Below are 21000 nucleotides of genomic sequence, written 5' to 3'. Positions count from 1 at the left end.
TACATGCCTACGATAACAGATGCCTTACGGGTGCGTGGCATAGGGGCCAGTGGTGGCGTATCGCCCACTGACAAACAGGCACTTATCGATATTGTAAACGCAGCGGAAGCTAATAACGATGCAATTAAAGTGGATGTTATAACGAAGTTAAAAGCCCTTAATCCATCGTTGACTCTTACGAATGCATCGACATGGACCGAGATTCGTGCGGCGATAGCGTCAATGCAAAATCGTGGGGCGGTGACGATTACACCGGGGACAGCGGATCAGGCGATTATAGATGGATACTATACTGGCGCTGGAAAGGTATTAGGCGATCCTGATTTGATTGCTGGTAACATTAAGGCTGGCGTCAATATATTCGGTGTCAACGGTAAACCCGAAGTTGTGGATACGACTACTGCTGTAGGGGCCGCGGCAGGCGACATATTGAACGGTAAAGAAGCTTTTGTAAACGGAGTTAAACGTGTCGGAATGATAACTAATAACGGAGTAGTTGATCAAACGATTACTACTCAAGGTGGGCAAGTGGCATTGAGTGGATATGTCGCACCTGGTAGTAAAGTAACAGCCCAGCTCACTAATGTAACTCCAGAAAATATCAAGAAGGGAGTAAGTGCTGGAGGGGTAGTTGGTACATTGGAGTACTTAGGTCCTGGTGATAGTATTGTTTGGTCGCAAAATGGATCTGACGGGATACAAACAGGAACATCAATGGCTATGGTCTATCGTATTAAATGTTCGCTTGGCTTGACTTACCGAGTTAGGTATTCGTTTAGATCAACTTTTTCGACTGGCTATGTTTATGCCCAAATATATGTTAACGGAAGGGCAAAAGGTGTTTCGAGATCATTCTATGGTTTTAATAACCCGCATATTCATGCGGAAGATATACAAGTAAATGCTGGTGATACAATCGAAATATGGGGGTACGGAGAACAATACTCCGGTAGTTTAGCGGATTTCTCTCTAGGTATTACAAGTATGAATTTCACACGAGTTTAATAAAGGAAGGATTGATTATATGTACTACTACGCGAAATTAAACCAAAGTAATATTTGCGTTTAAAGATGCAGTGAAGTAGAGTGCATTAAATTAAGTAGGAGGGAGAACTTTAATGGCGCAATTACCAAGTACAGCGAACATTACGGACATCATCACGTCTTTGCAAGGGCTAACAGGTATTAATCAATTGGTGGAACTATCCAATGTGTTGAAAGCAAAAGGATACACCTTAACAGGCAAAGAAACGATAGTTGATTTAATCTCAATTATTAGCGGTGCAAATCTCGTTAATACAGCTACGGCGGCAGGCGCGACAGCAGCGCAAATATTAACTGGTAAAGAAGCTTTTACAAACGGAACGAAAGTAGTTGGTACGATGCCTGATCGTGCAGGAGATACGGTAGCCTTGTCCTCTTCCGTTAGTGGTACCATCATGAAATTACTAGCGTCTGCCGGATACCGTGACGGTGTAGACGATTACGTAACGCTGACGGATGCGGCGTTCATAGCAGCGAATATTCTCGCAGGGAAGACAGTTCACGGATTGTCCGGGACGGCAACGGCGGATGGAACAGCGAGTGCAGCGGATATTCTAACTGGTAAAAGCGCGTACGTGAATGGTGTAAAATTAACTGGTACATTAGTACAAGGAAAACAGTTTGCTTATGGCTCTGTCCCATTTTTAAACGCAGGAAGTGCTAGTTGTAATGTCAACAATCTAGCTTTTGTACCTTCGTTAGTTTTTGTTTTTTATAAGCCTAACAGTGGATATTATAATTCTACTCTTGTTTTTACTGACGTTGGTAAGTCTTTGAATGCCTATTCATATGACACATTAAGAATGTCAAACAGGATTCATAATGATTATGGAGGAATTTATATTGCAGGAAAAGGTTTTAATTCTTATCAACAATTCGAGAATGAAACTACATTAAGTGGAACGGCATACTATTGGGCTTTTGAATAATAAGGAGGAACGATAGATGAAGTATGTTGGGCGAAAAATATATTACTATTTAGCAACAGGGAAAGTGATTGTAGATACTGGAGAAAACGCAGGATATGTAGTACCTACGACTATCGAACAAGATTTTCAATCTTATAAAGCATTGGCAGAACGAGTACCTGAAACCGTAGGTGTATTAGAATTTGAATACGGCGATTTAACACATGATTTCGCAACGTGCAACGGGTACAAGGTAGATATAGCAAGCGGTGCGCTGGAATTTACTTATCCAGATCCTGCAAACCCTGAACAGCCGTCTGTGTACCGAAAACCACTTAGCCAAGAAGTGGACGAGCTTAAACAGTCAATCGCGGAATTAACGATTTTACTTGCAACACCACAAATTTAATTAAAGGAGATTGATGATTATGAATTTTACAAAAGATAGCGGATTGGTAAAAGTATGGGTTGGATTAGTAATGGCAGGGACTTATAAGCTTGAACAGGTTCCGCAGCTCTCGAATCTCAAGACAGTAGTTACCGAAGTAATCAACGGTACAGCAGCTTAACAAGCGCCTGCACAACGCAGAGCGCTATTTTTATGCCCTCGAACCTTCGGGGGCTATTTTAGTTCATGGACGGTGAGAGTGAATAGAGTGGACATATACAGCAGTGGCACTCATGGGAATCTTTTTCCGCTATAGGAGGAGCTTCACTTTTGACTTTTCTTATTGTCCAGTACACTAACACATTTATTGATAGACTTGTGACAAATTAATCAACTTATTTATATGTTGTATGAGTAGCGTTTGTGATTTTGAGTCTTGCGCAAATTGATTCCCAAAGATTTCATTGCTCAAGTTGCTTCTATTGTAGTTGAACTGCGCCTTAGAAATTCATCCATTTTCTCATCTCTTCGAATTGCCCGAGCTGCCCATGAAACAGGATGGCAGATCTCAGCGTGGCATTAAGTACATTAAAAACAAGTAAGCTATTTGAACAGCGTAGCCCACTCACCTTACAGCCTTAACATGGAAAGACTGCACAAGAGCATTTATCCGACTATGTCCGCCACGTGACCGCTTGTTGACCGCTAACCGACCGCACATTGACCGTAACATGGCAGTCTATTAGCAGCTAGAAGTGATACATTGGTAATGTAGATAAGTGAGGCACAACGGTACGCCTCAGACGATAGTGAGACGCCACGAGCGTCTCTTTTTTTATGGGCAAATCACTCAAGTAGCAGGTAAGGGGAGGGATGCCGAGTGAGAAGACGTAAGAAGAAGCGGCGTAATGAGCCTGAATTGCCTCAGCAGCCGGCGCTATGTAAACGCTGTGTTTGGGGACAGTGGACAGGCTTGAAACAATTTTGCCCGAAGCCAGTGTGTGTAAAATCAGACGCTGAGATCCTTTGAGAGGTACTTCATATGGAAGCAGCGAGCAAGCGAGCTAGGGTGAAGGAGGTGAGAGCCATGCGTAAGAGACGAATTCCATATGAAAGGCGGAGGATTGGACATGTTGAAAGTACCCCGATTAAGCGAGTATGTCGATAAGCTGACGAGAGTGAGTCAGCGTAAGGATCAGCTTCAGAAGTTTGAGCAAGAAGTCACGAACCAGCTTCATCTAAACCCGAAAGTACCTTTAACTGAGCAGGATCTTCCTGAACTTGGTGAACACTTCTTCAAGCGAATTGCAAAGGAGGCTGGACTCGATGTTACTTCGTAGTCTCGATACGATTTGCGCGAAGTTAAAGTATTCTTTTCCAGATGTCACGACAATTTACGTGCATAACTTGCCTGACAATCCTGTCACACCGGCATTTCTCATTCAGCTGAGCAGCAGTACGAATGAAGATTTATCTTACAAGAAATATGCGTCTCAAGCGGTATGGCAATTGACTTACTATTCCGCACAGGATGTAGGTAACAAGGGTTTAGATCAAGTGGATCGATTAGATCGCATCCAAGATATTTTCATGGCAACGCCTATTTTAAAAGGTCGGGATGGCTCGAGCTATCACATTCAAGGTGTAGAGACAGGTTTACGGGACACGGAATTATTTGTACGCATTACATTACAAACTGAATTTGAGCGCACTTCCGAGCAGCATCAAGACGTGAAGCATGTCTCAATTCGAACCTAAGGAGGATTAATATGGGTTTACCTAATGTCAATATTGTATTCAAACAAAGAGCAGCTGCGGCTGTACAGCAAGGTGCGGTTGGAATTTTAGCGTTGGTGTTAAAAGATGCTTCAGTAACAGGTGTAACGGAGTACCACGTACGTGGGATTGAGGATGTGCCAGCAGGCTTAAAAGCAGATAACAAGCAATACATCACAATGGCGCTGCTTGGCGCACCGAAAGAAATTAAGGTTGTCGTCATTCCTGAGACGGCAACGGATTATGCAACAGCACTGGATTACTTAGAGACGATTAAGTTCAATGTCGTTGCTTTCCCAGGCGCTACAACAGCGGAGACAGCGGCTTTGACGCTGTGGGCGAAAGCGATGTTCTCAACAAAAGATCGTAAAATCATGGCAGTACTTCCGAACGCAGCAGCAGATCATCCAGCCGTTATTAACTTTGCGACGGATCAGATTGAAGTGTCTGGCGTGAAGTATACGACGACACAATATACGGCACGAATTGCCGGTCTCATCGCAGGGTTGCCACTTACAGTAGCGCCTACTTTCCAAGTGCTGTCAGAGGTTACGAATGTACCGAAGCTTACGAAGGCAGACGCTGATGCAGCGATTAACGCTGGGAAGTTGATCCTTTACCATGATGGCGAAAAGGTCAAAATCGCACGTGGCGTTACTTCCCTCGTCACATCAACTCCTGATATTGGCGATGATTGGAAGAAAATCAAAGTCGCACGTATTCTCAATAAGACGTATCACGACATCAAAGAAACGATTGAGGACTTATATATCGGTAAAGTGCAGAACAGCTACATCAATAAGCTGCTGCTCGTGTCGGCCATTAGTAATTATTACGAACAATTGGAGCAAGACGGCATTCTTGATCCAGGCAAAAATCGGGTTGAGATTGATATTCCGACCCAGCGTCTGTATTTAAAAACAATCTTGGGTGCAGATGAAGTGGCGAAGATGGATGAGCAGCAAATTAAAGAAGCGAACACCAAAGACCAAGTATTCCTTACAGCAGTAGAGCGTCCGCTTGATGCAATGGAAGATATTAAATTGACAATTAATTTGTAGGAGGCGTTATAGATGGCTAATTTTAATGGTGAAAAAGTAATTTCAGGAACATTCGGGGAAGTGTGGTTGGACGGCGAATATGTCGCAGAAGCTCTATCAATGGAAGCAAAGCTGGAGATCGAAAAAGAAGACGTACCCCTTACAGGAAAATTCGCAACAGACAGCAAGTTCATGGGCTACAAAGGCAGTGGCACACTCAAAATGCACAAGGCCAATTCTCGCATGATCAAAAAACTAGGTGACATGATTAAAAAAGGGGTTAATCCTCGCTTTCAGATCATGTCCAGTCTTGCTGACCCGGCTGCTGCTGGCGCAGAGCGGATTCTAATTAAGGATGCAAGCTTTAATGATCTGACTCTTATTAACTGGGAATTGAAGAAAAAAGGCGAGATCGAAGCGCCATTTACATTCACAGATTGGGAAACACAAGATTTGATCTAATAGATTATTATAGTTTTGAAAATAATTACGAAGCCCTGAGCACAGCTCGGGGCTATTCTTATACCCATTGGAGGATGAAAGAACATGAAGAAGAATGCACTCGATTTACTATTAGCACTAGATAAAAGCAAGGTACAGCGTCCATCCAAGAAGATTGAGTTGAAGCGCCTAAGTGCTGCTGCGGGTGAACCGGTCGTGTTTACCTGCCAGGCACTCACGATGGAGGAAATGGCAGAGGTGCAAGACATCTCGATGTCTGTATCCAAGCGAGGGGAACTTGAAGAGTTCAACAGCAATGCGGCTCAAATCTTCACCGTAATTCGAGGCGTGGTGACGCCATCACTCAAAGACAAGAGCTTGCTTGAAGCTTACAATGCGACAACGCCAAAGCAACTTTTGGAAGAGTCGAAGTTGTTACTACCAGGCGAGATTACGCAACTATACAATGTGATCTCTGGATTATCCGGTTACGGGGAAGATTCGGTACAAGAACTAAAAAACGAATAAGATCGGACGGATACGCCGAGATGCTCTACTACTATTGGAGCAGAAAAGGCATTCGTCCGAGTGAAATTCACAACATGCCTGCTGGCGAGCGCCACCTCCTGCGCGTCTTTTACGAAATGGAACTAGAGGAGCGGGAGAAACTTGCTAAGCTGGGCAAGCCGATGTTCACCATGTCGGCATTCTAACAGAGGAGGTGAACAGGTATGAAATTAACGGCCATATTAAGTTTGAAAGATGAGTATTCGGCAGTTCTACAGCAAGCTGCTAAGAATACGAAGACTTTTCAGAAGCAAGTCGAGCAGGTCGAGCGGACGATGAATCGTGCTTTTAATAAGAATCGTAAGATCAATGTCGACCATCAATCTGCGATAAGCGCTCTGGATAAAGTCACGAAGAAGTTAAAAGAAATTCAGGAAACAAAAGTAACTGTTGGGGTTAAAGAGAATGAGAAGTCTTCAGATAAACCATCAAGGTTTATCACTCAGGCTAAGAAAGATCTTAAGAGATTAGGTGAGATGTATAAGAGTATACAGCCAGTCTTTAAGAATAGTTTGATTGGAAAGACAGTCGGAAAAGGTATAAAACTCGTAATTGGAATTGCTGATGAAGCTACAAAACCCTTTAGAAGAATTATTTCATTTGCCATGAAACCCCTAATATTAACTCTAAAAGTGGCTGACTACGCAACCCAAGGTATTATGAAAGTAGTCGGGTTTGCCAAGCAAATTGGGACAATGATTGCACCAGCTTTTATTAAAATTGGCGATATGATTGCAGATACCTTAAAGAATGCTTTCAACAGTGGTATGGAGCTGGAACAGCAACAAGTGGTTATGGATCAGGTTATGAAGGTGAATAATCCTAGAATGTCCGGAGCTGATTCGCAAAAGGCATCTCAAGAGTACATGCAGGAATTACGCAGCAATGCGGTCTCTAAGTCGTTTAATTCATCTGACGTGATCGCAGCTGGGACGAAGGCTCTTAAGGAAACCGGCGGAGATGCGAAGCAAGCGATGGAAATGGTAAAGCTCGCAGAGAACATGGCTGCACTAAATCCAGAGAAAAAGCTCTCAGATGCGATGAAAGCATTGGGTGATTTGAAGGATGGCGATGTCAAGGGAATGAAGGATTTCGGTTTTGACATAAAAGATACCAAGGCAAAAGTGGCTAAAGGCGACCTTAGTAAGATGAAAAGCGATAAAGGTATGGGACTTGCGGAAATGTTTGACGGTGGTGCCGATAAAATGGCAGGTACTGCGAAGGGCATGCTTGGCACGATTACGGGTGGTTTGAAGAACAATTTGCAAGATATGGGACTCAAGATGATAGAGTCATTGAAGCCTGCGCTTGAGGCGATAATCCCTCTAGTTAGCAAAATGCAGCCGATGTTTGAAAAATTGGGGACATCAATTGGTAGGGGAATTACTACTGCCATCCAATTTTTCAAGCAAAATGAAGGGCCAATCAATCAGTTTAAAGCAACTTTACTGAGCATTTTTACTGCTGTTTCACAAGGTTTTGGTAAATTTATTACTTGGTTAATGCCGATGTTGCCACCCATTGTTAATTTCATTACTGGGGTCATTCAAAAAGCAATTGATGTGATTACGCCTATCTTGCCTCCAATTATGAATTTGTTTCAAAGTATCATTGGATGGTTTGTAAGCAACATGCCAGTATTCCAGAATGCAATCGGTGCAGTATTCAGCGCAATGGCTCCTGTCATTGATCTCGTCATCTTAAGTTTCTCCACTCTTTGGGATTTATGGCAAAAGGCATGGCCAACGATTCAGAGCATTATTGAGAGTGTTTGGGGTGTCGTACAGCCGATATTTGGTGCGATCGTAGATATTATTGGTATTATTATCGAACTAGGTAAAAGGCTATGGGATGAAATGCTTCCAGTTTTTGAAGGTATTTGGTCAGTTCTCAAACCGATTGTCGATGGGATTGGCTCATTCGCAAGTTGGATTGGTGACAAAGTCAGCTGGTTCCGTAAGGAACTTCAAGGTGACGATAAGACCCCAGGAAAACCTCACGCTGCAGGTCTGCACACCGTTCCAAGAGACAATTACCCTGCACTACTGCATCGCAATGAGGCGGTACTTACAGCCCAAGAAGCGAATCAATATCGTAATGGAAGCAAAGGGAGCAGCGTCGTTATTAACATGAACAATCCGGTTGTTCGTGACGAAGGGGATTTCCAGAAATGGTCCAATCTACTCCGTCGTGAGCTTGAGTTAGCCGGCTTGAATATGGCGTAGGGGGGCGATAGTGATGGAGTTTTGGCTTTCTTTTAATAATGGTGAAGAGAAGCTTCGCCTTCCTGTCCCTCCGAGCAGTTTTGAGATGCAGACGGGTAGCACGAATACAACAGTGAATTTAAATGATGTCGGTGAGATTAACCTTATTGGAAAGCGTAGGTTGAAGGCAATATCGCTGGCGTCCTATTTTCCAATTCAAGATGACGGTCTATGTCAATACAGGGATTTTCCCAAGCCACAGAAGTGTGTAGAGATGATTGAAAAATGGCGGGACAGCGGTCGTCCTATTCGCTTAATCATTACAGGCGACAGCCTTACGATTAATGAAGCGATGGCGATTGAATCGTTTAACTACTCACAGAAGCACGGACCGCAAGACATTTATTACAGCCTAGAGCTGAAAGAGTACAGATTCCTTAATTTCAAGGCAACGGAGAGTGCATCTAATGCGCTTCTGAAAAAAATAGTCGGGGACACTCGTCCCACGGAAAAAGAACCTAACAAAACTTACACCGTCCGTGCGGGTGATACGCTGCTGACCATAGCGAAGAGTCAATACGGCGACACGTCGAAGAAAGATAAGCTGATGGAGAAGAACGGAATCGTGGATGAGAACCAGCTGCCTCCTGGGAAGGTGTTGGTATTATGAAGATTGTCCATGTGAATCGGGCAGGCAAGACCAACGATATCTCACAGCTTGTCCAGAGCATCACTTGGAGCGGGGACGTTGTGGAAGTCGCACGCAAGATGGATATTACGATTACCGTATCTAGCCATGATCATTATTTACCTAAGGTCGCAATTGAGCTGGGTGAGAAGCTGATGCTGCAGACGGATGAGGGTGAGGAGCTGTGGCAGGGGTACATTTTTCAAAAAGGAAGATCGTTAACCGGTTCAGAACTCAGTGTTACTGCCTTCGACGGCTTAATTTACTTAACGAAATCTAAGCTACCGAGATTGTTCCAGAACATGACACCAGAGAAGGTAACGGCTGCAGTCTGTGCAGAGCTAGGTGTTCAAGCAGGTACAATAGCAGCGACGGGGATCCCTCAGACCTTCGCGAATCAAGACAGCAGCGGTGGGAAGTCAGGCTATGAAGCGATCATGACCAGTTATACGGCAGCATCGAAACAAAACGGTAAGCTGTACATCCCACGGATGAATAAAGGTGCTCTTGATGTGGTGGAAAAAGGCAGCACGCTTGCTAAAGTTGAACTCACCGCAAGCGCAGATCTGACAGAAGCGAATTACGCCGAAGATATGAATGCGATGGTCAATACCGTAATCATTACGGATGATAAAGGCAACACGGTGGATCAAGTTCGTAATAACGATTGGATGAAGAATTACGGCTTACTGCAGACCGTCTACCAGAAGGAAGAAGGCAAAGACCCGAAAGCTATGGCAGAGGCAATTCTTCACGGTGTAGATCGAACGGCAAGTGTGGAGCTGATCGGCGGGCAGGATAAATATGATCTGATCGCAGGTAATGCGGTGCGGATTAAAGAGGAAGTGACCGGGATAACCGGTCTTTTTTATATTGATCGGGATACACATACGTTCCAGAATGGGCATCACACGATCAGCCTAGAACTAAATTACAAGAATGTGATGGATGAACATGATGCATAGAGAAAGGGGAATACGCAATGTCGATGTCTTGGTTAATTGATCTAATTCGTGAGCAGGGTGCGAAGCACAATCCGCCTTCTCTTTTGCATGGAGAAGTGATGGCATTAGAGCCTGAGATGAAGATTAAGCTTGGAGATTTATTGCTCACGCGCCCCTTTCTGCTGGTTGCTGAGCATCTGACTCACAGTCGGGTAAGCGGTCAGGCGGTTGGGAAGTTTGATGAAGTGACACTAGCGAAGCCGCTCGAAGTCGGGGATACCGTGGCTGTCATGCCGACGGCAGATTTTCAGCGCTATGTGGTGTTATGTAAGGTGGTGGGAATGTGAGTGGGATTTTTCCTTTTATCGATACGGCTGTGGAAGCAGTGGATACGGTGGAGAAGGATTTAGCAATGTTTAAGGAATATGCTTGGGATTTTGAAAAGAATGATTTTGTCATGCACAATGGTCGACCTGTCGTCCTTGAGGGCAATGAAGCGTTGATGGTATGGGCGTATAAGGCACTTAAAACAGAGCGTTATCGCTATCTAGCCTACAGCTGGAATTTTGGTGTAGAGTTTGATCGATTAATGGGCAGTACGTTGTCTTCTTCACAATTGCAGCAGACTGAGGCGGAGCGATATCTTCGGGAGGCATTGCTCGTCAATCCATATATTAAGGATGTGGCGGGGGTTCAGGTCTCTTTTACCAAAGACGTGCTGAATATAAGCTTTCAATTGGTGACGGTATATGGGGAGGTGAGTATGAATGTTTGAGAATCAAAGTTATGAAGCGCTGCTAGTAAAGCTTCTTGATGGCGTGAAGACACCAGGAGTTGCTAAGCAGGAAGGGACTTTCGTTTACGACAGCTTATCGCCTGTTGCCATTGAGATAGCACTTGCGTATAGCCAACTGGATCGCGTCTTGCGATTAGGATTTGCTCAGACAACAACAGGAGAATACTTAGATCGAAGAGCAGAAGAGTTTGGTGTTATTAGGAAGGTGGCGACTAAAGCACATGGCTTACTTAAAATCACTGGACCTGTAGGTACTAAGATTGAGGCAGGGACTTTTTTTTCAACAAAGAACGGGACTTTATTCCGAACGAATGATGATGTAATCATTGGTGCTGATGGAACAATTACAGCAGTAATTGAGGCGTTAAAAGCAGGAATAGAAGGTAATGTGCCAGCTGGAATAATTACAAATGTGCCTATTATATGGTCGGGTATTTTGCAAGTAAATCATGATGAGCCAATGGAGGGAGGGGTCGATACAGAAGCTGATGACTCACTATTAACACGTCTGTTATCTAAGGTGCGTAATCCGGCTACTAGTGGAAATATCAGTCATTATCTGCAATGGGCACGTGAAGTCCCTGGTATCGGTGATGCTAAGGTATTCCCAGTCTGGAATGGACCTCTTACAGTCAAGGTTGTACTTTTAAGTGAGCAGAAGAGTGCCCCATCTGCAGCTGTGGTAAGTGCAGCTGTAGAATACATCGAGTCTGTTCGACCTATCGGTGCGCAAGTAACGGTAGTACCAGCAGTGGAAACAGACGTAAACATTAGTGTGAAAGTAATAGTAAATAGCGAAGCAAATCTAGCAACTGTCAAACAAGACATTGAGCAGCGGATTAAGAGTTATCTTGAAAAATTAGCTTTCAAAGATAATACGGTACGTTATTCTCAAATTGCAAATGTCGTATTAGATGCACCGAATGTGATTGATTATACCAACCTCACATTGAATGGAGGAACCACGAATATATTCATTCCAAATGAGGGCGTAGGTGTAGTAGGGATGGTGACAGTTCAATGAGATCCAGTCCATTAAATGAGAAACCACGTGATGTAGTGCATGTAAGACTTAACTCTATGCTTCCCGATTTTATTATTGCATCGCCAGTTACTCGTGGTTTGAACAATTCAATAGCAGATCAAATGGGGGATTTGCAAGAAGTAACGAATGAGACGTTCTGCCAATTCTTTATTGATACTGCTACATGGGGACTTGCATATTGGGAACAATTCATAGGTATCCAAAGCGATTTGAGCAAACCGCTCGATCAACGTAGATCTGTTGTAAAATCCAAACTACGTGGTGTTGGAACCGTGAATGTAGAACTAATTAAGAATGTGGCGGAGTCTTACGAGTACGGTGAAGTTGCTGTGAAAGAAGATTTTTCAACTAACACTATCCAGATTGAATTTATCGGGAAATACGGAAAGCCTACTAATATGGAAGATTTAATGAAGGCAATGCGGGAGATCATTCCTGCTCATTTGAATATAGGTTACAGGTTCAGGTTTGTTACTCATGCGGAATTGAAAAGCAAGACACATGCCTATTTAACGAAGTTTACTCATAATCAAATTAGAGAGGGGGCAATTAAAAATGCCAAATCAAACTCCAAATTTAGGACTACAAAAACCGATTGAAAATGAAAATTATGACATCAATGTAAATAATGAAAATATGAACAAGATTGATGGTGCATTGGGAGAAATAAGAGGCAAGATTGCAAATGTGGTAAAATCAGTAAACAGTAAAACTGGTGATGTTTTTTTACAGGCTGAGGATGTTGGTGCTATTAAGGAAACAGAATATAGTTCACATTTGGCAGATTATGTGAAGCATGTTGGCTTTGCAGTTTCAGACGGAACAGCAACTGCGTATACTATTACATTAAATCCTCCACCAACTTCAATTACGGCTGGAATGACATTTAGATTTAAATCACATGTTGATAGTGGTGTTAACCCAACTATTAATCCAAATGGATTAGGTGCAAAGACAGTTAAGAAATCGAACGGTAATGCAGCGACCTTTAAAAAGGATGGAGTTTATACTGTTACTTATGATGGTTCATCGGCTTTTATCTTACAGGGTGAAGGGGGTGAGTATGGTACTGCAACAGCTAATGAAGTGTTGCAAGGATATACTATTGCAACAGAAAAAGGACTAGTAAATGGTTCAATTAACAAACAAGTATTAGTTGATTCTATTGGTCGTCCAGCTACGTCAACTGATACAATTGCTCAATTAGTGACTATTTTGCAATCAGATAAAAATACACTTGCATCTTTATTGAATGGTAAGGGGATAGGGTCATCTGGTACAGAAGCTTTATTAGACTTAATTAATAAGGTAAATAATTTTCCTGCTATAGGTAGTACATTGAGATACGCATCAGGAACTCGTGGTCCAATTAATTTTAACTATACAAGTGGATATAGTGATTTTTTTTCTATTGTTAATTTATCATTTAAACCAAAACAGGTATTTTATTATGTAAATACCGACAGAGGTTATTTATATGGTCTGTCTACTAATGGTGAGTTATTTTCAAATCGTGGTTCGACTTTAGGTACTAATGATTCTTTTGGTTCTATTCGTCAAGGTTCAGTTGGTTCATCTACAACATTTAAAGATAATGGGTTTGATGCATCGGTAAGTATTCAAATGTCTAATTACCATAATAATGATGTTTATTTTAATAAACTAACAATTGATTGGTTTGCAATTGGATAAAAAAATTTTAGAAAAAAGACGTTATATGACAAGAAAGTTGGTAAATATTTATCGTATTTATGCTTGCATATTAATAAATAACACTTTTTAGATGATTGAAAAGAAAGAATGTGAGAACATGGTTGATTATATTGTTAATCATTTACCATTAAGGACATCCAATAACCGTCGTCCCTGTATCACTATGATGCCGCAATTTATAACAATCCATAATACTGGTAATCCAACATCTACTGCTAAGAATGAGCGTTCATGGCTAACAAATCCAACAAACAACCGTACAGCATCTTACCACATAGTTGTAGATGAACACGAAGCTATTGAGTGTTTACCTTTGGATGAAGTAGGCTGGCATGCAGGAGATGGTAATGGAGACGGAAATATGAGGTCTATCGGCATTGAGATATGCGAGAGTGGTAATTATAAAAAATCACTGGATAATGCAGCTGAACTTGTCGTTAAGCTACTTAGTGAACGAAGTTGGGGTGTAGACAGATTGCGACGACACTATGACTGGTCTGGTAAAATTTGTCCGAGATTGATGTATGACGGCGGCAATTGGACAGGTTGGAAGCGATTTATCGCAAAAGTTGAGAACAATTTACAAAAGGAGGGGCGTCCTTTGCAACTTGAACATGATTGGCAGTGGAAACAGCTAGGTGATGCGCTGGACGGGCTATACCGTGCAGGTGAGATTAACGATTATAACTGGGCGGAGAAAGCATACACACGCAAGCTGACACAATCTGAATTAGCATGGCTGAACACGATTATGTATGCACGAGGTAAAGGTGTAGCCGTCTAGAGAACTAACAATATATTGATAAATAATGAAAGGGCGCTCGGAAGTAGCGCTCTTTTCTTATGGAAAGGAGCAACCCTATGAACCAAACCACATTAAACTTTGCAGTTGGCACATTCGGCACAATCATCACCTATGCATTCGGTGGCTGGAGCGAGCTGCTAAGTTTCTTAGTAATTGCCATGCTTATCGACATTGTCTCAGGCGTTGCTGCATCTATGAAAGAAGGCAAGGGCATATCCAGTGCAGTAGGCTTTAAAGGTTCTGTCAAAAAAGTCTTTATGTTTGTAGCCATCTTATTAGCACATCGTATGGACGTTCTGATGAACTCCGGTTTTATCATGACAGGAGCGATTTACTTCTATCTTGCTAATGAACTTGTCTCCATCATTGAGAATTACGGTAGACTAGGTCTCCCGTTACCTCCACAAGTAAAAGATATGATCACTGCTCTAAAACGAAATAACGATGACAGACAAGCAAGAAGTTAATATGGAGCTTCTATCTGTAGTTGTTAGATTCGTTCTTGAGTGCTAACTTAGAAGAAACTGTCTAAGGAGCTGACCCGCATGATCGACTCACATATCCATCTAGATTTATATAACCAAGAAGAGCAGGAACAGATCCTATCCAGCCTTTCAAAATACAACATCGACAGCGCCATCGCAGTATCCATGCAACTATCATCCTGTATTGCGAATCACAAGCTTCATCTCTCCCATCCTAAATCTGTCCATCCCGCATATGGCTTTCATCCTGAACAAGCACTTCCATCCGATTCCGAGTTTCAGCAACTTGTAGCATGGATCGAAGAGCACCAAGATGAAATGATCGCAATCGGTGAAGTCGGACTTCCCTATTACATGCGACAAGAGGCAGAGGAGAAGGGACTGCCCTTTAACCTTCAATCTTATATCGATCTACTCGAAATGTTCGTTGCGCTCGCTGCTAAGCTGGATAAGCCAATTATTCTGCATGCCGTATACGAAGACGTAGATATTGCCTGTGATTTACTTGAAAAATATAACGTCAACCGCGCGCACTTCCACTGGTTTAAGGGGAGTCGAGCAACCGTGGAGCGAATGATGCGTAATGGTTATTATATTTCTTTTACACCGGACATTGCATATGAAGAAGAGATTCAGCAGCTTGCTAAGGATGTACGTGTAGACCGCATGTTGGTTGAGACAGATGGCCCTTGGCCTTTCGAAGGACCCTTCCAAGGTCAGATGACGCATCCGCGGATGATTCATGCTGTTGCTGAACATTTGGCAGCTATTAAGGGACTATCTTTAGAAGAAACGGTGCAGCACATTCGGAGTAATACGGCAAGGCTGTACAGCATTAAGTGACGCCATTCTTATGAGCTATACAGAGGGGACGAAAGAAACGAATAAAGAGATTAAGATAGAGTACCAGTGGTTTATAGACGGTTGGGATATTGCGCCGCATTATGATCACAATCAGCATGATTTGTTTTCATAAATGATAGAGGTAGACCATATCGTTTTCTACGATACAATCTACCTCTTTTTTTAATATTCATAGCACTTATTGATATATCACTTAGAAAACGGCGACATCGGGGTCAGCTGTATGAGATTGCTGTGGGAATAGGAATTCTGTGGTGTAGGGTGAATATTGACCATGCAATCGAAAAGCTTTTTCAATTTCAGCTGCAGCACGACGTGCATCTTCTACAGTCCGCTTGCCAGTTACGATGTCGTTCATCAAGTTTATAGCCATAAAATTCGCCGCTTCTTGATCGCATTTAGCTGAAGCTTCACCAGCCGTACGGTCCGGATATAAGCTGCCGTCAAACTGTGCTATGGCATCAAAATATTGAACAGGAACTCTATAATCAATGGTTTGTTCTAAATAATCAAGATGGGGAGTCGGGGAGTTATGTGGTACTGTATGAAGATGAACAGTCGTCCGCTTCCAAGGATAATTGTTATACCACGTAATTTTTGTCATGCATGCATCATGTGGTAAACCGTATTTATTGATTAACAAATAAACCGTATTTCTTTGTTCCTCAGGCCACTTCACCAATATTTGATCTAATACTGGATGACCGCAGTGGTGACGTTGATAACCGTTCAATCCATTATACATTTCAAATAAAACCTCCCTCTAACAGATGGATTATTATATACTGGTCATCTGTCCGTAGTTACAAGGTGATTCTTATCTCATCAGTTGTAAAATCTTCTTTGCTTTCCACCTTCCCTTCGCTATGCTATATATGGATAGAAAGTGACTAAATCAATCAGGAGGGTCAATATGGCTCCAATTTCACGCAAGCGGATTATGCTTTACTCCATTCTTGGCCTTATTATTGTCATCATTGCTGCTCATACTGTGATGTATTACGGCTTCGTTCCGAAGCAGAAGGATGTCTTTGTCGGTCTGAAAAAGCCACTGAACATCGCGCACCAAGGCGGTGAGCTGCTGGCACCATCCAACACAATGCCAGCATTTGATGTTGCCGACTCTCTGAATGTTGATGTGCTAGAGACAGATATTCATATGACCAAAGACGGCCACTTGGTGACGATTCATGACGCAACGGTGGACCGCACAACGAACGGCAAGGGTAGGGTAGATTCGTATACACTATCAGAGCTGCAAAAGCTGGATGCAGGCTACCAGTTCAAAGATTTGAAAGGCGAATACAGCTACCGTGGAAAAGGGGCTTACATTCCGACACTAGAGGAAGTGTTCGCGAAGTACGGCAGTAAGTATCATTTTAACGTAGAGATTAAGGACAGCTATCCCATTGGGAAGCCTTCCGAGATCGAACAGAAGCTTTGGGATCTGATTCGAAAATACCACCTCGAAGATAAAGTGATTATGAACTCTTTTGACAATGGTATCGTACAGAAATTCTCTGCATTATCTGGAGATCGAGTGCCACTCGGAGCGGGTAAAGCAGAAGTGATTAAGTTCGTTATCGCGAATAAAATATTCCTGCCAGGTTTTTATCGTCCAAGCTCACAAGTGCTGCAAATCCCAACAGCGGATAGTGGCTTTGACCTTAGCACTAAACGTATCATCGAGAATGCACATCGCCTGAACATGCAAGTGCATTACTGGACCATTGACGATAAGCCAACGATGAAAAAATTGATCGAGCTTGGTGCAGATGGTGTTATGACGAACCGTCCGGATTTGTTAAAAGAAGTGATTACTGAAATGGGTTTAAAGTAAGAAGATAAGTTCAACTATGAGGAAAAGCACCTCCCACGAATCGTATGAATACGGTTCACGGAAGGTGCTTTTTAATGAAATCGGAGTGCAAAGCGGAGGGGGACATTGCCCCAATCGTGTTAGATGTGCTTTTCGAAGGTTGATTGTAAAGGATTATTTCTTTTTATGGTCATCATGATCGTTATGATTTTTATCGTCATTATCATGTTCCTTATGGTTACCATGTTCTTTCTCATGATCGATCTCAATTTTCAACTCTTTGCCATTGGCAAATTTGATTTTGAGCTCTAATTCTTGCACTTTGTTCTTGTCAACGTTTAATGCAGCTAAAATTTTGTTTGTAACTTCTTCTTTGCTCATTTTATCGGAAAGGGCGGCTTTTTGAAGCAGATTTTCAACTGTTTTTACAGCTTGAGCATCTTTTACCTTTTCTTTTCCATTCTCTGTTTGGTTCTCTATTTGCGCTTCAACCTTGTTGCCTTTATTTTTATATTTCAGCTTATATTCGGAATGCTTTCCATACTCGATTTTTGCATCAAATTCGCTGATACCGGATACTGTTTCTTTTACGTCCTCTTTGTTAAATAGAGCAGCTTCATTTACCGTGTTATCTTTAACAGTGAGGTTTACTGTATCGTTTACGATAAGTTGATCGGCATGGACAAATTTCTGATGATATTGTACCAATAAGTTCGATGCAATCATGTAAGTTAAAGTATCGCCGTTAAAGGTTTTTATCGTGATCTGGCCATTAGCAGATTGATTTGTGGCATCGGTATTAAATTGAATGGCTGTGATTTTCCCGCTAACCTTAATTGCTCCGGAATTTTCAAGCAAGCCATCGTTGGTCCGATCTAACAATACAGCCATCTCTGCACGGGTAACATTATTGTTCGGTTTAAAGGTTCCGTTCGGGTAACCACTGATAATATCATGGTCGACAGCGACATTAATGTAACCAAGTGCTCCTGCAGGAATTTGGTTTGCATCGGTAAAGTCGGGAATGGTAGTCATTTTTTGAAGAGCTTCAGCTTGAAAACCAAGGGATTTCACCAAAAGGCTGGAAACCCATACACGGCTTGCAGGCTTGTCAGGTTGCATATTTTCTTCGGTAGCATCGAAAAGTCCTTTTTCTAGAGCGACAAGAATATAGCCTTTTGCCCATTTAAATTGATTATCGATTACTGCTGCATCCTTAAAATGAAGCTTGGTATCCAGCGATTTCGCCTTCGCTTCATTATCCAGACCCATTAATCGTACAGCTGTAACGATGGCCTGAACGCGGGTTACGGGTTGATTGGGACGGAAGGACCCATCTTCAAATCCGGCAAGGACGTTTTTCGATTTCATTTTGCCTATGTAAGTTGCGGCCCACTCTGCATCCTTCATATCATTAAAATCCAGAACAATCTGGATCCGGCCATCCGGTGTAACCGTAGGCTTCACTTCGGTAGCCGCCAAAATTTGTCCGGCAGACGCGAACATCAGGCAAGCAATAAGCAGCAAGCTAAGGGTATTTCTTAATTTCTTCATGTTATCGTTCCTCTCTAAGAAAAGTTTGTGTACATGGATTATTACGTCGCACACATTCGTTTTTAGGGGGTCGTCGAACATTTTTTTTAAAAAAGATTAATCTTTACCCTTATCTTTATCTTTATGGTCCCTGTCTTTATCCCCTTTGCTCGTACCTTGATTCTTTTCATTGTCGTTTCTCGGGTCTTTATCTTTTTCCTCGTTCTTATGCGCTTTATCTTTTTCTTTAACTTCTTTCTCTTTCTCGTCTTTGTTTTTATGATTGGAATCCTCGAACCGATCTCCTGATTTTTTCGAAGCAGGTTTTACTTCTTCATGTTTCACATTTTTCTCAGGTGTATGCGCCTGTTCTTTTGGTTCCTTATGTTCTTTCTTTTCCTTAGGTTCTTCGCGATTCGATTTTTTTTCTTTTTTGAAAAAGAGCTGCGGATCTACCCCGGCTTGGTTTAACGATGAAACAACGGAATGGGTGCGAAGCTCCTCTAATTGAATCTCAACGCCCATTTGTTTAGCCTGCTCGTAGACAATATATTTGTTCAACGTCAAACCAGCCTCTTTGGCTTTTTCTTGCTGCTGTTGATCCGTGTAGTAAAGCTCCAATTGAACATCGTTTTCTTCCGGTGTTACCTTATTGGGATCGACCTGAAAGGATGCTTTCCCTGTATCCACAATGGACATCAAAACAAACTTCTTGTCCGTTTCCAAGTCAAGATAGCCTTGTTCCTTTGCTTTTGAAATAATGATTTGTATAGCCTCATAGAATTCTTTTCCTTTTAATTCCTTTTCCGAAATCATCCACTTGGCATCTTCATTCATGAGGGAAGCTTTATTCACTTTTCCTTTACTATCAACAAAAAGCTCGATACTCGGATTGATATCTATTGCGACCATGGCAACTGTCGGTGTAGATAGTAGGGTTAAATTCAAGATCAATGTTAGGCTGACCAAAAGTAGAAACGACGCGACTGCCATCCACCGTTTATTTATTTTCCAGACCTTTGTTTGTTTCTCATTTGCGAGTGGCAGCTCTGGAAGGGTAATCTTTTCTCCTAATGCGGGCATCACAGGAGAGTGAGGGAGATTGCGGAACTTCCCATCATCACACAGGACTACGATTCGATTGTCGGTTATTTTAAAAACTACGCCTTGCATTATTATCACTCTCCTTTCCCTATGAAAGAAACGGTACTGCGGATATGAATAAATTCATCGCAGCTAAATATTAGTATCAGGGCAATTAAATATTTACGGTTTCTCTCTAATGTTTTTTTACTTACTCCTACATATGGCATCATTTCTTTAATGGGAAGATGTTTTGTTCTTTCTAAATAAGCCATTAAAGTGGGTTGTTCATGAAAGTGTTTGGCGATTTCAATGAGTCGTTCCCTTGTATCCCGATGGGTGGGGGAGCATGCTTCCAATTCCTCCAGAAGTATGCCGTAATCCTGTAAAATCTCGTCGTATGTAATTAATTCGTGTGCTAAATCCGTCGCCGATTGTTCCCGTTCGTAGACCTCTAAAGAACTGGATATTTCATGCGTCGTTGATTCAAATTCGTCATGACTCTCCCACATCAAGTGTTCTGTTTGTGAAATTTTACCATTCTTGCGGAACTCATCAATCAGGCGGTTACGAATAATCATATAGGCAAAATTGTCAAAGGATTTATCATGATTCGGGTTATATCGATCAATGGACTCGTTAAAAGCAATCAAACCAATGCTCGCTTCATCATCGTTCCATCCGATTTGACGTTTGCATACATGACTAACGGTTCGGATAATAAAGGGACGGTATTGGTGAATGAGCTGTTCACGTTCAGCGTGATCCCCGTCTCGGGATCGCTGTAAGATATCTTGTATCGAATTATTCATCGTAAGCAATCACTTCCTATTTCGAGACGACTTCAATCAATAAGC

At 42.2% G+C, this 21000-nt stretch carries 28 protein-coding genes; 24 read left to right on the top strand and 4 right to left on the bottom strand.

The features are described from left to right. Positions 1–3: 3 nt before the first annotated feature. The 23 genes from ACSBOP_RS17145 to ACSBOP_RS17035 all read left to right on the top strand — a co-directional run bounded on the left by ACSBOP_RS17145 (position 4) and on the right by ACSBOP_RS17035 (position 15820). A complete protein-coding gene (locus ACSBOP_RS17145; RefSeq protein WP_442601734.1) occupies positions 4–1005 on the top strand; it encodes a hypothetical protein in 1002 nt (333 codons plus the stop codon). Between the two features lie 113 nt (positions 1006–1118). Then, positions 1119–1973: a hypothetical protein gene (locus ACSBOP_RS17140; protein WP_442601733.1), complete on the top strand. Its 855-nt coding sequence runs from the start codon at positions 1119–1121 to the stop codon at positions 1971–1973. Positions 1974–1989: 16 nt separating this feature from the next. Beyond that, complete coding sequence (locus tag ACSBOP_RS17135) at positions 1990–2361, top strand: hypothetical protein (protein WP_442601732.1); 372 nt, start codon at positions 1990–1992, stop codon at positions 2359–2361. Positions 2362–2380: 19 nt separating this feature from the next. Beyond that, complete coding sequence (locus ACSBOP_RS17130) at positions 2381–2521, top strand: hypothetical protein (RefSeq protein ID WP_442601731.1); 141 nt, start codon at positions 2381–2383, stop codon at positions 2519–2521. Positions 2522–3220: 699 nt separating this feature from the next. Continuing rightward, positions 3221–3370, top strand: a complete 150-nt coding sequence (locus ACSBOP_RS17125; protein WP_442601730.1) for a hypothetical protein — start codon at positions 3221–3223, stop codon at positions 3368–3370. Between the two features lie 100 nt (positions 3371–3470). Beyond that, on the top strand, positions 3471–3680 hold the full coding sequence (locus ACSBOP_RS17120; protein ID WP_442601729.1) for a hypothetical protein: 210 nt from the start codon (positions 3471–3473) through the stop codon (positions 3678–3680). Next, on the top strand, positions 3667–4098 hold the full coding sequence (locus ACSBOP_RS17115; RefSeq protein WP_442601728.1) for a phage tail terminator family protein: 432 nt from the start codon (positions 3667–3669) through the stop codon (positions 4096–4098). The genes ACSBOP_RS17120 and ACSBOP_RS17115 overlap by 14 nt, the downstream gene beginning before the upstream one ends. A gap of 11 nt (positions 4099–4109) precedes the next feature. Next, complete coding sequence (locus ACSBOP_RS17110; RefSeq protein ID WP_442601727.1) at positions 4110–5177, top strand: phage tail sheath subtilisin-like domain-containing protein; 1068 nt, start codon at positions 4110–4112, stop codon at positions 5175–5177. A gap of 12 nt (positions 5178–5189) precedes the next feature. Next, positions 5190–5618, top strand: coding sequence for a phage tail tube protein (locus ACSBOP_RS17105; protein ID WP_442601726.1), 429 nt, complete (start codon positions 5190–5192; stop codon positions 5616–5618). 84 nt (positions 5619–5702) lie between these two features. Beyond that, positions 5703–6125 carry a phage tail assembly chaperone gene (locus ACSBOP_RS17100; protein ID WP_442601725.1) on the top strand — a complete coding sequence of 141 codons (423 nt, stop codon included), beginning with the start codon at positions 5703–5705 and terminating at the stop codon, positions 6123–6125. Positions 6126–6145: 20 nt separating this feature from the next. Then, on the top strand, positions 6146–6310 hold the full coding sequence (locus ACSBOP_RS17095) for a hypothetical protein (protein WP_442601724.1): 165 nt from the start codon (positions 6146–6148) through the stop codon (positions 6308–6310). A gap of 18 nt (positions 6311–6328) precedes the next feature. Beyond that, a complete protein-coding gene (locus ACSBOP_RS17090; protein WP_442601723.1) occupies positions 6329–8389 on the top strand; it encodes a phage tail protein in 2061 nt (686 codons plus the stop codon). 13 nt (positions 8390–8402) lie between these two features. Continuing rightward, complete coding sequence (locus ACSBOP_RS17085) at positions 8403–9038, top strand: LysM peptidoglycan-binding domain-containing protein (protein ID WP_442601722.1); 636 nt, start codon at positions 8403–8405, stop codon at positions 9036–9038. Beyond that, on the top strand, positions 9035–10021 hold the full coding sequence (locus ACSBOP_RS17080) for an XkdQ/YqbQ family protein (protein ID WP_442601721.1): 987 nt from the start codon (positions 9035–9037) through the stop codon (positions 10019–10021). Before ACSBOP_RS17085 ends, ACSBOP_RS17080 begins: the two co-directional genes overlap by 4 nt. Positions 10022–10038: 17 nt before the next feature. Then, entirely contained in the window at positions 10039–10347 is a 309-nt protein-coding gene (locus tag ACSBOP_RS17075) for a DUF2577 family protein (protein ID WP_442601720.1), read from the top strand. After that, the gene (locus tag ACSBOP_RS17070; RefSeq protein ID WP_442601719.1) at positions 10344–10775 is read left to right on the top strand and encodes a DUF2634 domain-containing protein; all 432 of its coding nucleotides are present in this window, start codon (positions 10344–10346) and stop codon (positions 10773–10775) included. The genes ACSBOP_RS17075 and ACSBOP_RS17070 overlap by 4 nt, the downstream gene beginning before the upstream one ends. Then, positions 10768–11820 carry a baseplate J/gp47 family protein gene (locus ACSBOP_RS17065; RefSeq protein ID WP_442601718.1) on the top strand — a complete coding sequence of 351 codons (1053 nt, stop codon included), beginning with the start codon at positions 10768–10770 and terminating at the stop codon, positions 11818–11820. The genes ACSBOP_RS17070 and ACSBOP_RS17065 overlap by 8 nt, the downstream gene beginning before the upstream one ends. After that, a complete protein-coding gene (locus ACSBOP_RS17060; protein ID WP_442601716.1) occupies positions 11817–12440 on the top strand; it encodes a putative phage tail protein in 624 nt (207 codons plus the stop codon). Before ACSBOP_RS17065 ends, ACSBOP_RS17060 begins: the two co-directional genes overlap by 4 nt. Then, the gene (locus tag ACSBOP_RS17055; protein ID WP_442601715.1) at positions 12397–13533 is read left to right on the top strand and encodes a hypothetical protein; all 1137 of its coding nucleotides are present in this window, start codon (positions 12397–12399) and stop codon (positions 13531–13533) included. Before ACSBOP_RS17060 ends, ACSBOP_RS17055 begins: the two co-directional genes overlap by 44 nt. A 118-nt stretch (positions 13534–13651) precedes the next feature. Continuing rightward, a complete protein-coding gene (locus tag ACSBOP_RS17050; protein ID WP_442601714.1) occupies positions 13652–14338 on the top strand; it encodes a peptidoglycan recognition protein family protein in 687 nt (228 codons plus the stop codon). A gap of 77 nt (positions 14339–14415) precedes the next feature. Then, complete coding sequence (locus ACSBOP_RS17045; protein WP_442601712.1) at positions 14416–14826, top strand: phage holin family protein; 411 nt, start codon at positions 14416–14418, stop codon at positions 14824–14826. Between the two features lie 78 nt (positions 14827–14904). Beyond that, the gene (locus ACSBOP_RS17040; RefSeq protein ID WP_442601711.1) at positions 14905–15687 is read left to right on the top strand and encodes a TatD family hydrolase; all 783 of its coding nucleotides are present in this window, start codon (positions 14905–14907) and stop codon (positions 15685–15687) included. 10 nt (positions 15688–15697) lie between these two features. Further along, on the top strand, positions 15698–15820 hold the full coding sequence (locus ACSBOP_RS17035; RefSeq protein ID WP_442601710.1) for a hypothetical protein: 123 nt from the start codon (positions 15698–15700) through the stop codon (positions 15818–15820). Positions 15821–15901: 81 nt separating this feature from the next. Here the strand turns inward: ACSBOP_RS17035 and ACSBOP_RS17030 are convergent, their stop codons facing one another. Beyond that, entirely contained in the window at positions 15902–16453 is a 552-nt protein-coding gene (locus ACSBOP_RS17030) for a hypothetical protein (RefSeq protein WP_442601709.1), read from the bottom strand. 168 nt (positions 16454–16621) lie between these two features. Between ACSBOP_RS17030 and ACSBOP_RS17025 the strand changes: the two genes are divergently transcribed. Then, entirely contained in the window at positions 16622–17548 is a 927-nt protein-coding gene (locus tag ACSBOP_RS17025) for a glycerophosphodiester phosphodiesterase (RefSeq protein ID WP_442601708.1), read from the top strand. A gap of 153 nt (positions 17549–17701) precedes the next feature. Here the strand turns inward: ACSBOP_RS17025 and ACSBOP_RS17020 are convergent, their stop codons facing one another. The 3 genes from ACSBOP_RS17020 to sigI all read right to left on the bottom strand — a co-directional run bounded on the left by ACSBOP_RS17020 (position 17702) and on the right by sigI (position 20955). Further along, positions 17702–19081: an S-layer homology domain-containing protein gene (locus ACSBOP_RS17020; protein WP_442601707.1), complete on the bottom strand. Its 1380-nt coding sequence runs from the start codon at positions 19079–19081 to the stop codon at positions 17702–17704. A gap of 96 nt (positions 19082–19177) precedes the next feature. Then, on the bottom strand, positions 19178–20233 hold the full coding sequence (locus tag ACSBOP_RS17015; protein WP_442601706.1) for an anti-sigma-I factor RsgI family protein: 1056 nt from the start codon (positions 20231–20233) through the stop codon (positions 19178–19180). 5 nt (positions 20234–20238) lie between these two features. After that, the gene (sigI, locus tag ACSBOP_RS17010; RefSeq protein ID WP_442601705.1) at positions 20239–20955 is read right to left on the bottom strand and encodes an RNA polymerase sigma-I factor; all 717 of its coding nucleotides are present in this window, start codon (positions 20953–20955) and stop codon (positions 20239–20241) included. Positions 20956–21000 lie beyond the last annotated feature (45 nt).

Source organism: Paenibacillus sp. KN14-4R (assembly GCF_052180255.1).
Lineage (GTDB): Bacteria > Bacillota > Bacilli > Paenibacillales > NBRC-103111 > Paenibacillus_AM.
This window is presented reverse-complemented; position numbering and strand designations above follow the sequence as displayed.

Excerpts from the sequence above, each read along its gene's own strand:
- ACSBOP_RS17040 (WP_442601711.1), top strand. The coding sequence starts at position 14,905 with ATGATCGACTCACATATCCATCTAGATTTATATAACCAAGAAGAGCAG.
- ACSBOP_RS17115 (WP_442601728.1), top strand. The coding sequence starts at position 3,667 with ATGTTACTTCGTAGTCTCGATACGATTTGCGCGAAGTTAAAGTATTCT.
- sigI (WP_442601705.1), bottom strand. The coding sequence starts at position 20,955 with ATGAATAATTCGATACAAGATATCTTACAGCGATCCCGAGACGGGGAT.
- ACSBOP_RS17050 (WP_442601714.1), top strand. The coding sequence starts at position 13,652 with ATGGTTGATTATATTGTTAATCATTTACCATTAAGGACATCCAATAAC.
- ACSBOP_RS17015 (WP_442601706.1), bottom strand. The coding sequence starts at position 20,233 with ATGCAAGGCGTAGTTTTTAAAATAACCGACAATCGAATCGTAGTCCTG.
- ACSBOP_RS17105 (WP_442601726.1), top strand. The coding sequence starts at position 5,190 with ATGGCTAATTTTAATGGTGAAAAAGTAATTTCAGGAACATTCGGGGAA.
- ACSBOP_RS17110 (WP_442601727.1), top strand. The coding sequence starts at position 4,110 with ATGGGTTTACCTAATGTCAATATTGTATTCAAACAAAGAGCAGCTGCG.
- ACSBOP_RS17055 (WP_442601715.1), top strand. The coding sequence starts at position 12,397 with ATGCCAAATCAAACTCCAAATTTAGGACTACAAAAACCGATTGAAAAT.
- ACSBOP_RS17085 (WP_442601722.1), top strand. The coding sequence starts at position 8,403 with ATGGAGTTTTGGCTTTCTTTTAATAATGGTGAAGAGAAGCTTCGCCTT.
- ACSBOP_RS17065 (WP_442601718.1), top strand. The coding sequence starts at position 10,768 with ATGTTTGAGAATCAAAGTTATGAAGCGCTGCTAGTAAAGCTTCTTGAT.
- ACSBOP_RS17080 (WP_442601721.1), top strand. The coding sequence starts at position 9,035 with ATGAAGATTGTCCATGTGAATCGGGCAGGCAAGACCAACGATATCTCA.
- ACSBOP_RS17140 (WP_442601733.1), top strand. The coding sequence starts at position 1,119 with ATGGCGCAATTACCAAGTACAGCGAACATTACGGACATCATCACGTCT.
- ACSBOP_RS17075 (WP_442601720.1), top strand. The coding sequence starts at position 10,039 with ATGTCGATGTCTTGGTTAATTGATCTAATTCGTGAGCAGGGTGCGAAG.
- ACSBOP_RS17120 (WP_442601729.1), top strand. The coding sequence starts at position 3,471 with ATGTTGAAAGTACCCCGATTAAGCGAGTATGTCGATAAGCTGACGAGA.
- ACSBOP_RS17095 (WP_442601724.1), top strand. The coding sequence starts at position 6,146 with ATGCTCTACTACTATTGGAGCAGAAAAGGCATTCGTCCGAGTGAAATT.
- ACSBOP_RS17045 (WP_442601712.1), top strand. The coding sequence starts at position 14,416 with ATGAACCAAACCACATTAAACTTTGCAGTTGGCACATTCGGCACAATC.
- ACSBOP_RS17135 (WP_442601732.1), top strand. The coding sequence starts at position 1,990 with ATGAAGTATGTTGGGCGAAAAATATATTACTATTTAGCAACAGGGAAA.
- ACSBOP_RS17020 (WP_442601707.1), bottom strand. The coding sequence starts at position 19,081 with ATGAAGAAATTAAGAAATACCCTTAGCTTGCTGCTTATTGCTTGCCTG.
- ACSBOP_RS17060 (WP_442601716.1), top strand. The coding sequence starts at position 11,817 with ATGAGATCCAGTCCATTAAATGAGAAACCACGTGATGTAGTGCATGTA.
- ACSBOP_RS17130 (WP_442601731.1), top strand. The coding sequence starts at position 2,381 with ATGAATTTTACAAAAGATAGCGGATTGGTAAAAGTATGGGTTGGATTA.
- ACSBOP_RS17025 (WP_442601708.1), top strand. The coding sequence starts at position 16,622 with ATGGCTCCAATTTCACGCAAGCGGATTATGCTTTACTCCATTCTTGGC.
- ACSBOP_RS17090 (WP_442601723.1), top strand. The coding sequence starts at position 6,329 with ATGAAATTAACGGCCATATTAAGTTTGAAAGATGAGTATTCGGCAGTT.
- ACSBOP_RS17145 (WP_442601734.1), top strand. The coding sequence starts at position 4 with ATGCCTACGATAACAGATGCCTTACGGGTGCGTGGCATAGGGGCCAGT.
- ACSBOP_RS17030 (WP_442601709.1), bottom strand. The coding sequence starts at position 16,453 with ATGTATAATGGATTGAACGGTTATCAACGTCACCACTGCGGTCATCCA.
- ACSBOP_RS17100 (WP_442601725.1), top strand. The coding sequence starts at position 5,703 with ATGAAGAAGAATGCACTCGATTTACTATTAGCACTAGATAAAAGCAAG.
- ACSBOP_RS17035 (WP_442601710.1), top strand. The coding sequence starts at position 15,698 with ATGAGCTATACAGAGGGGACGAAAGAAACGAATAAAGAGATTAAGATA.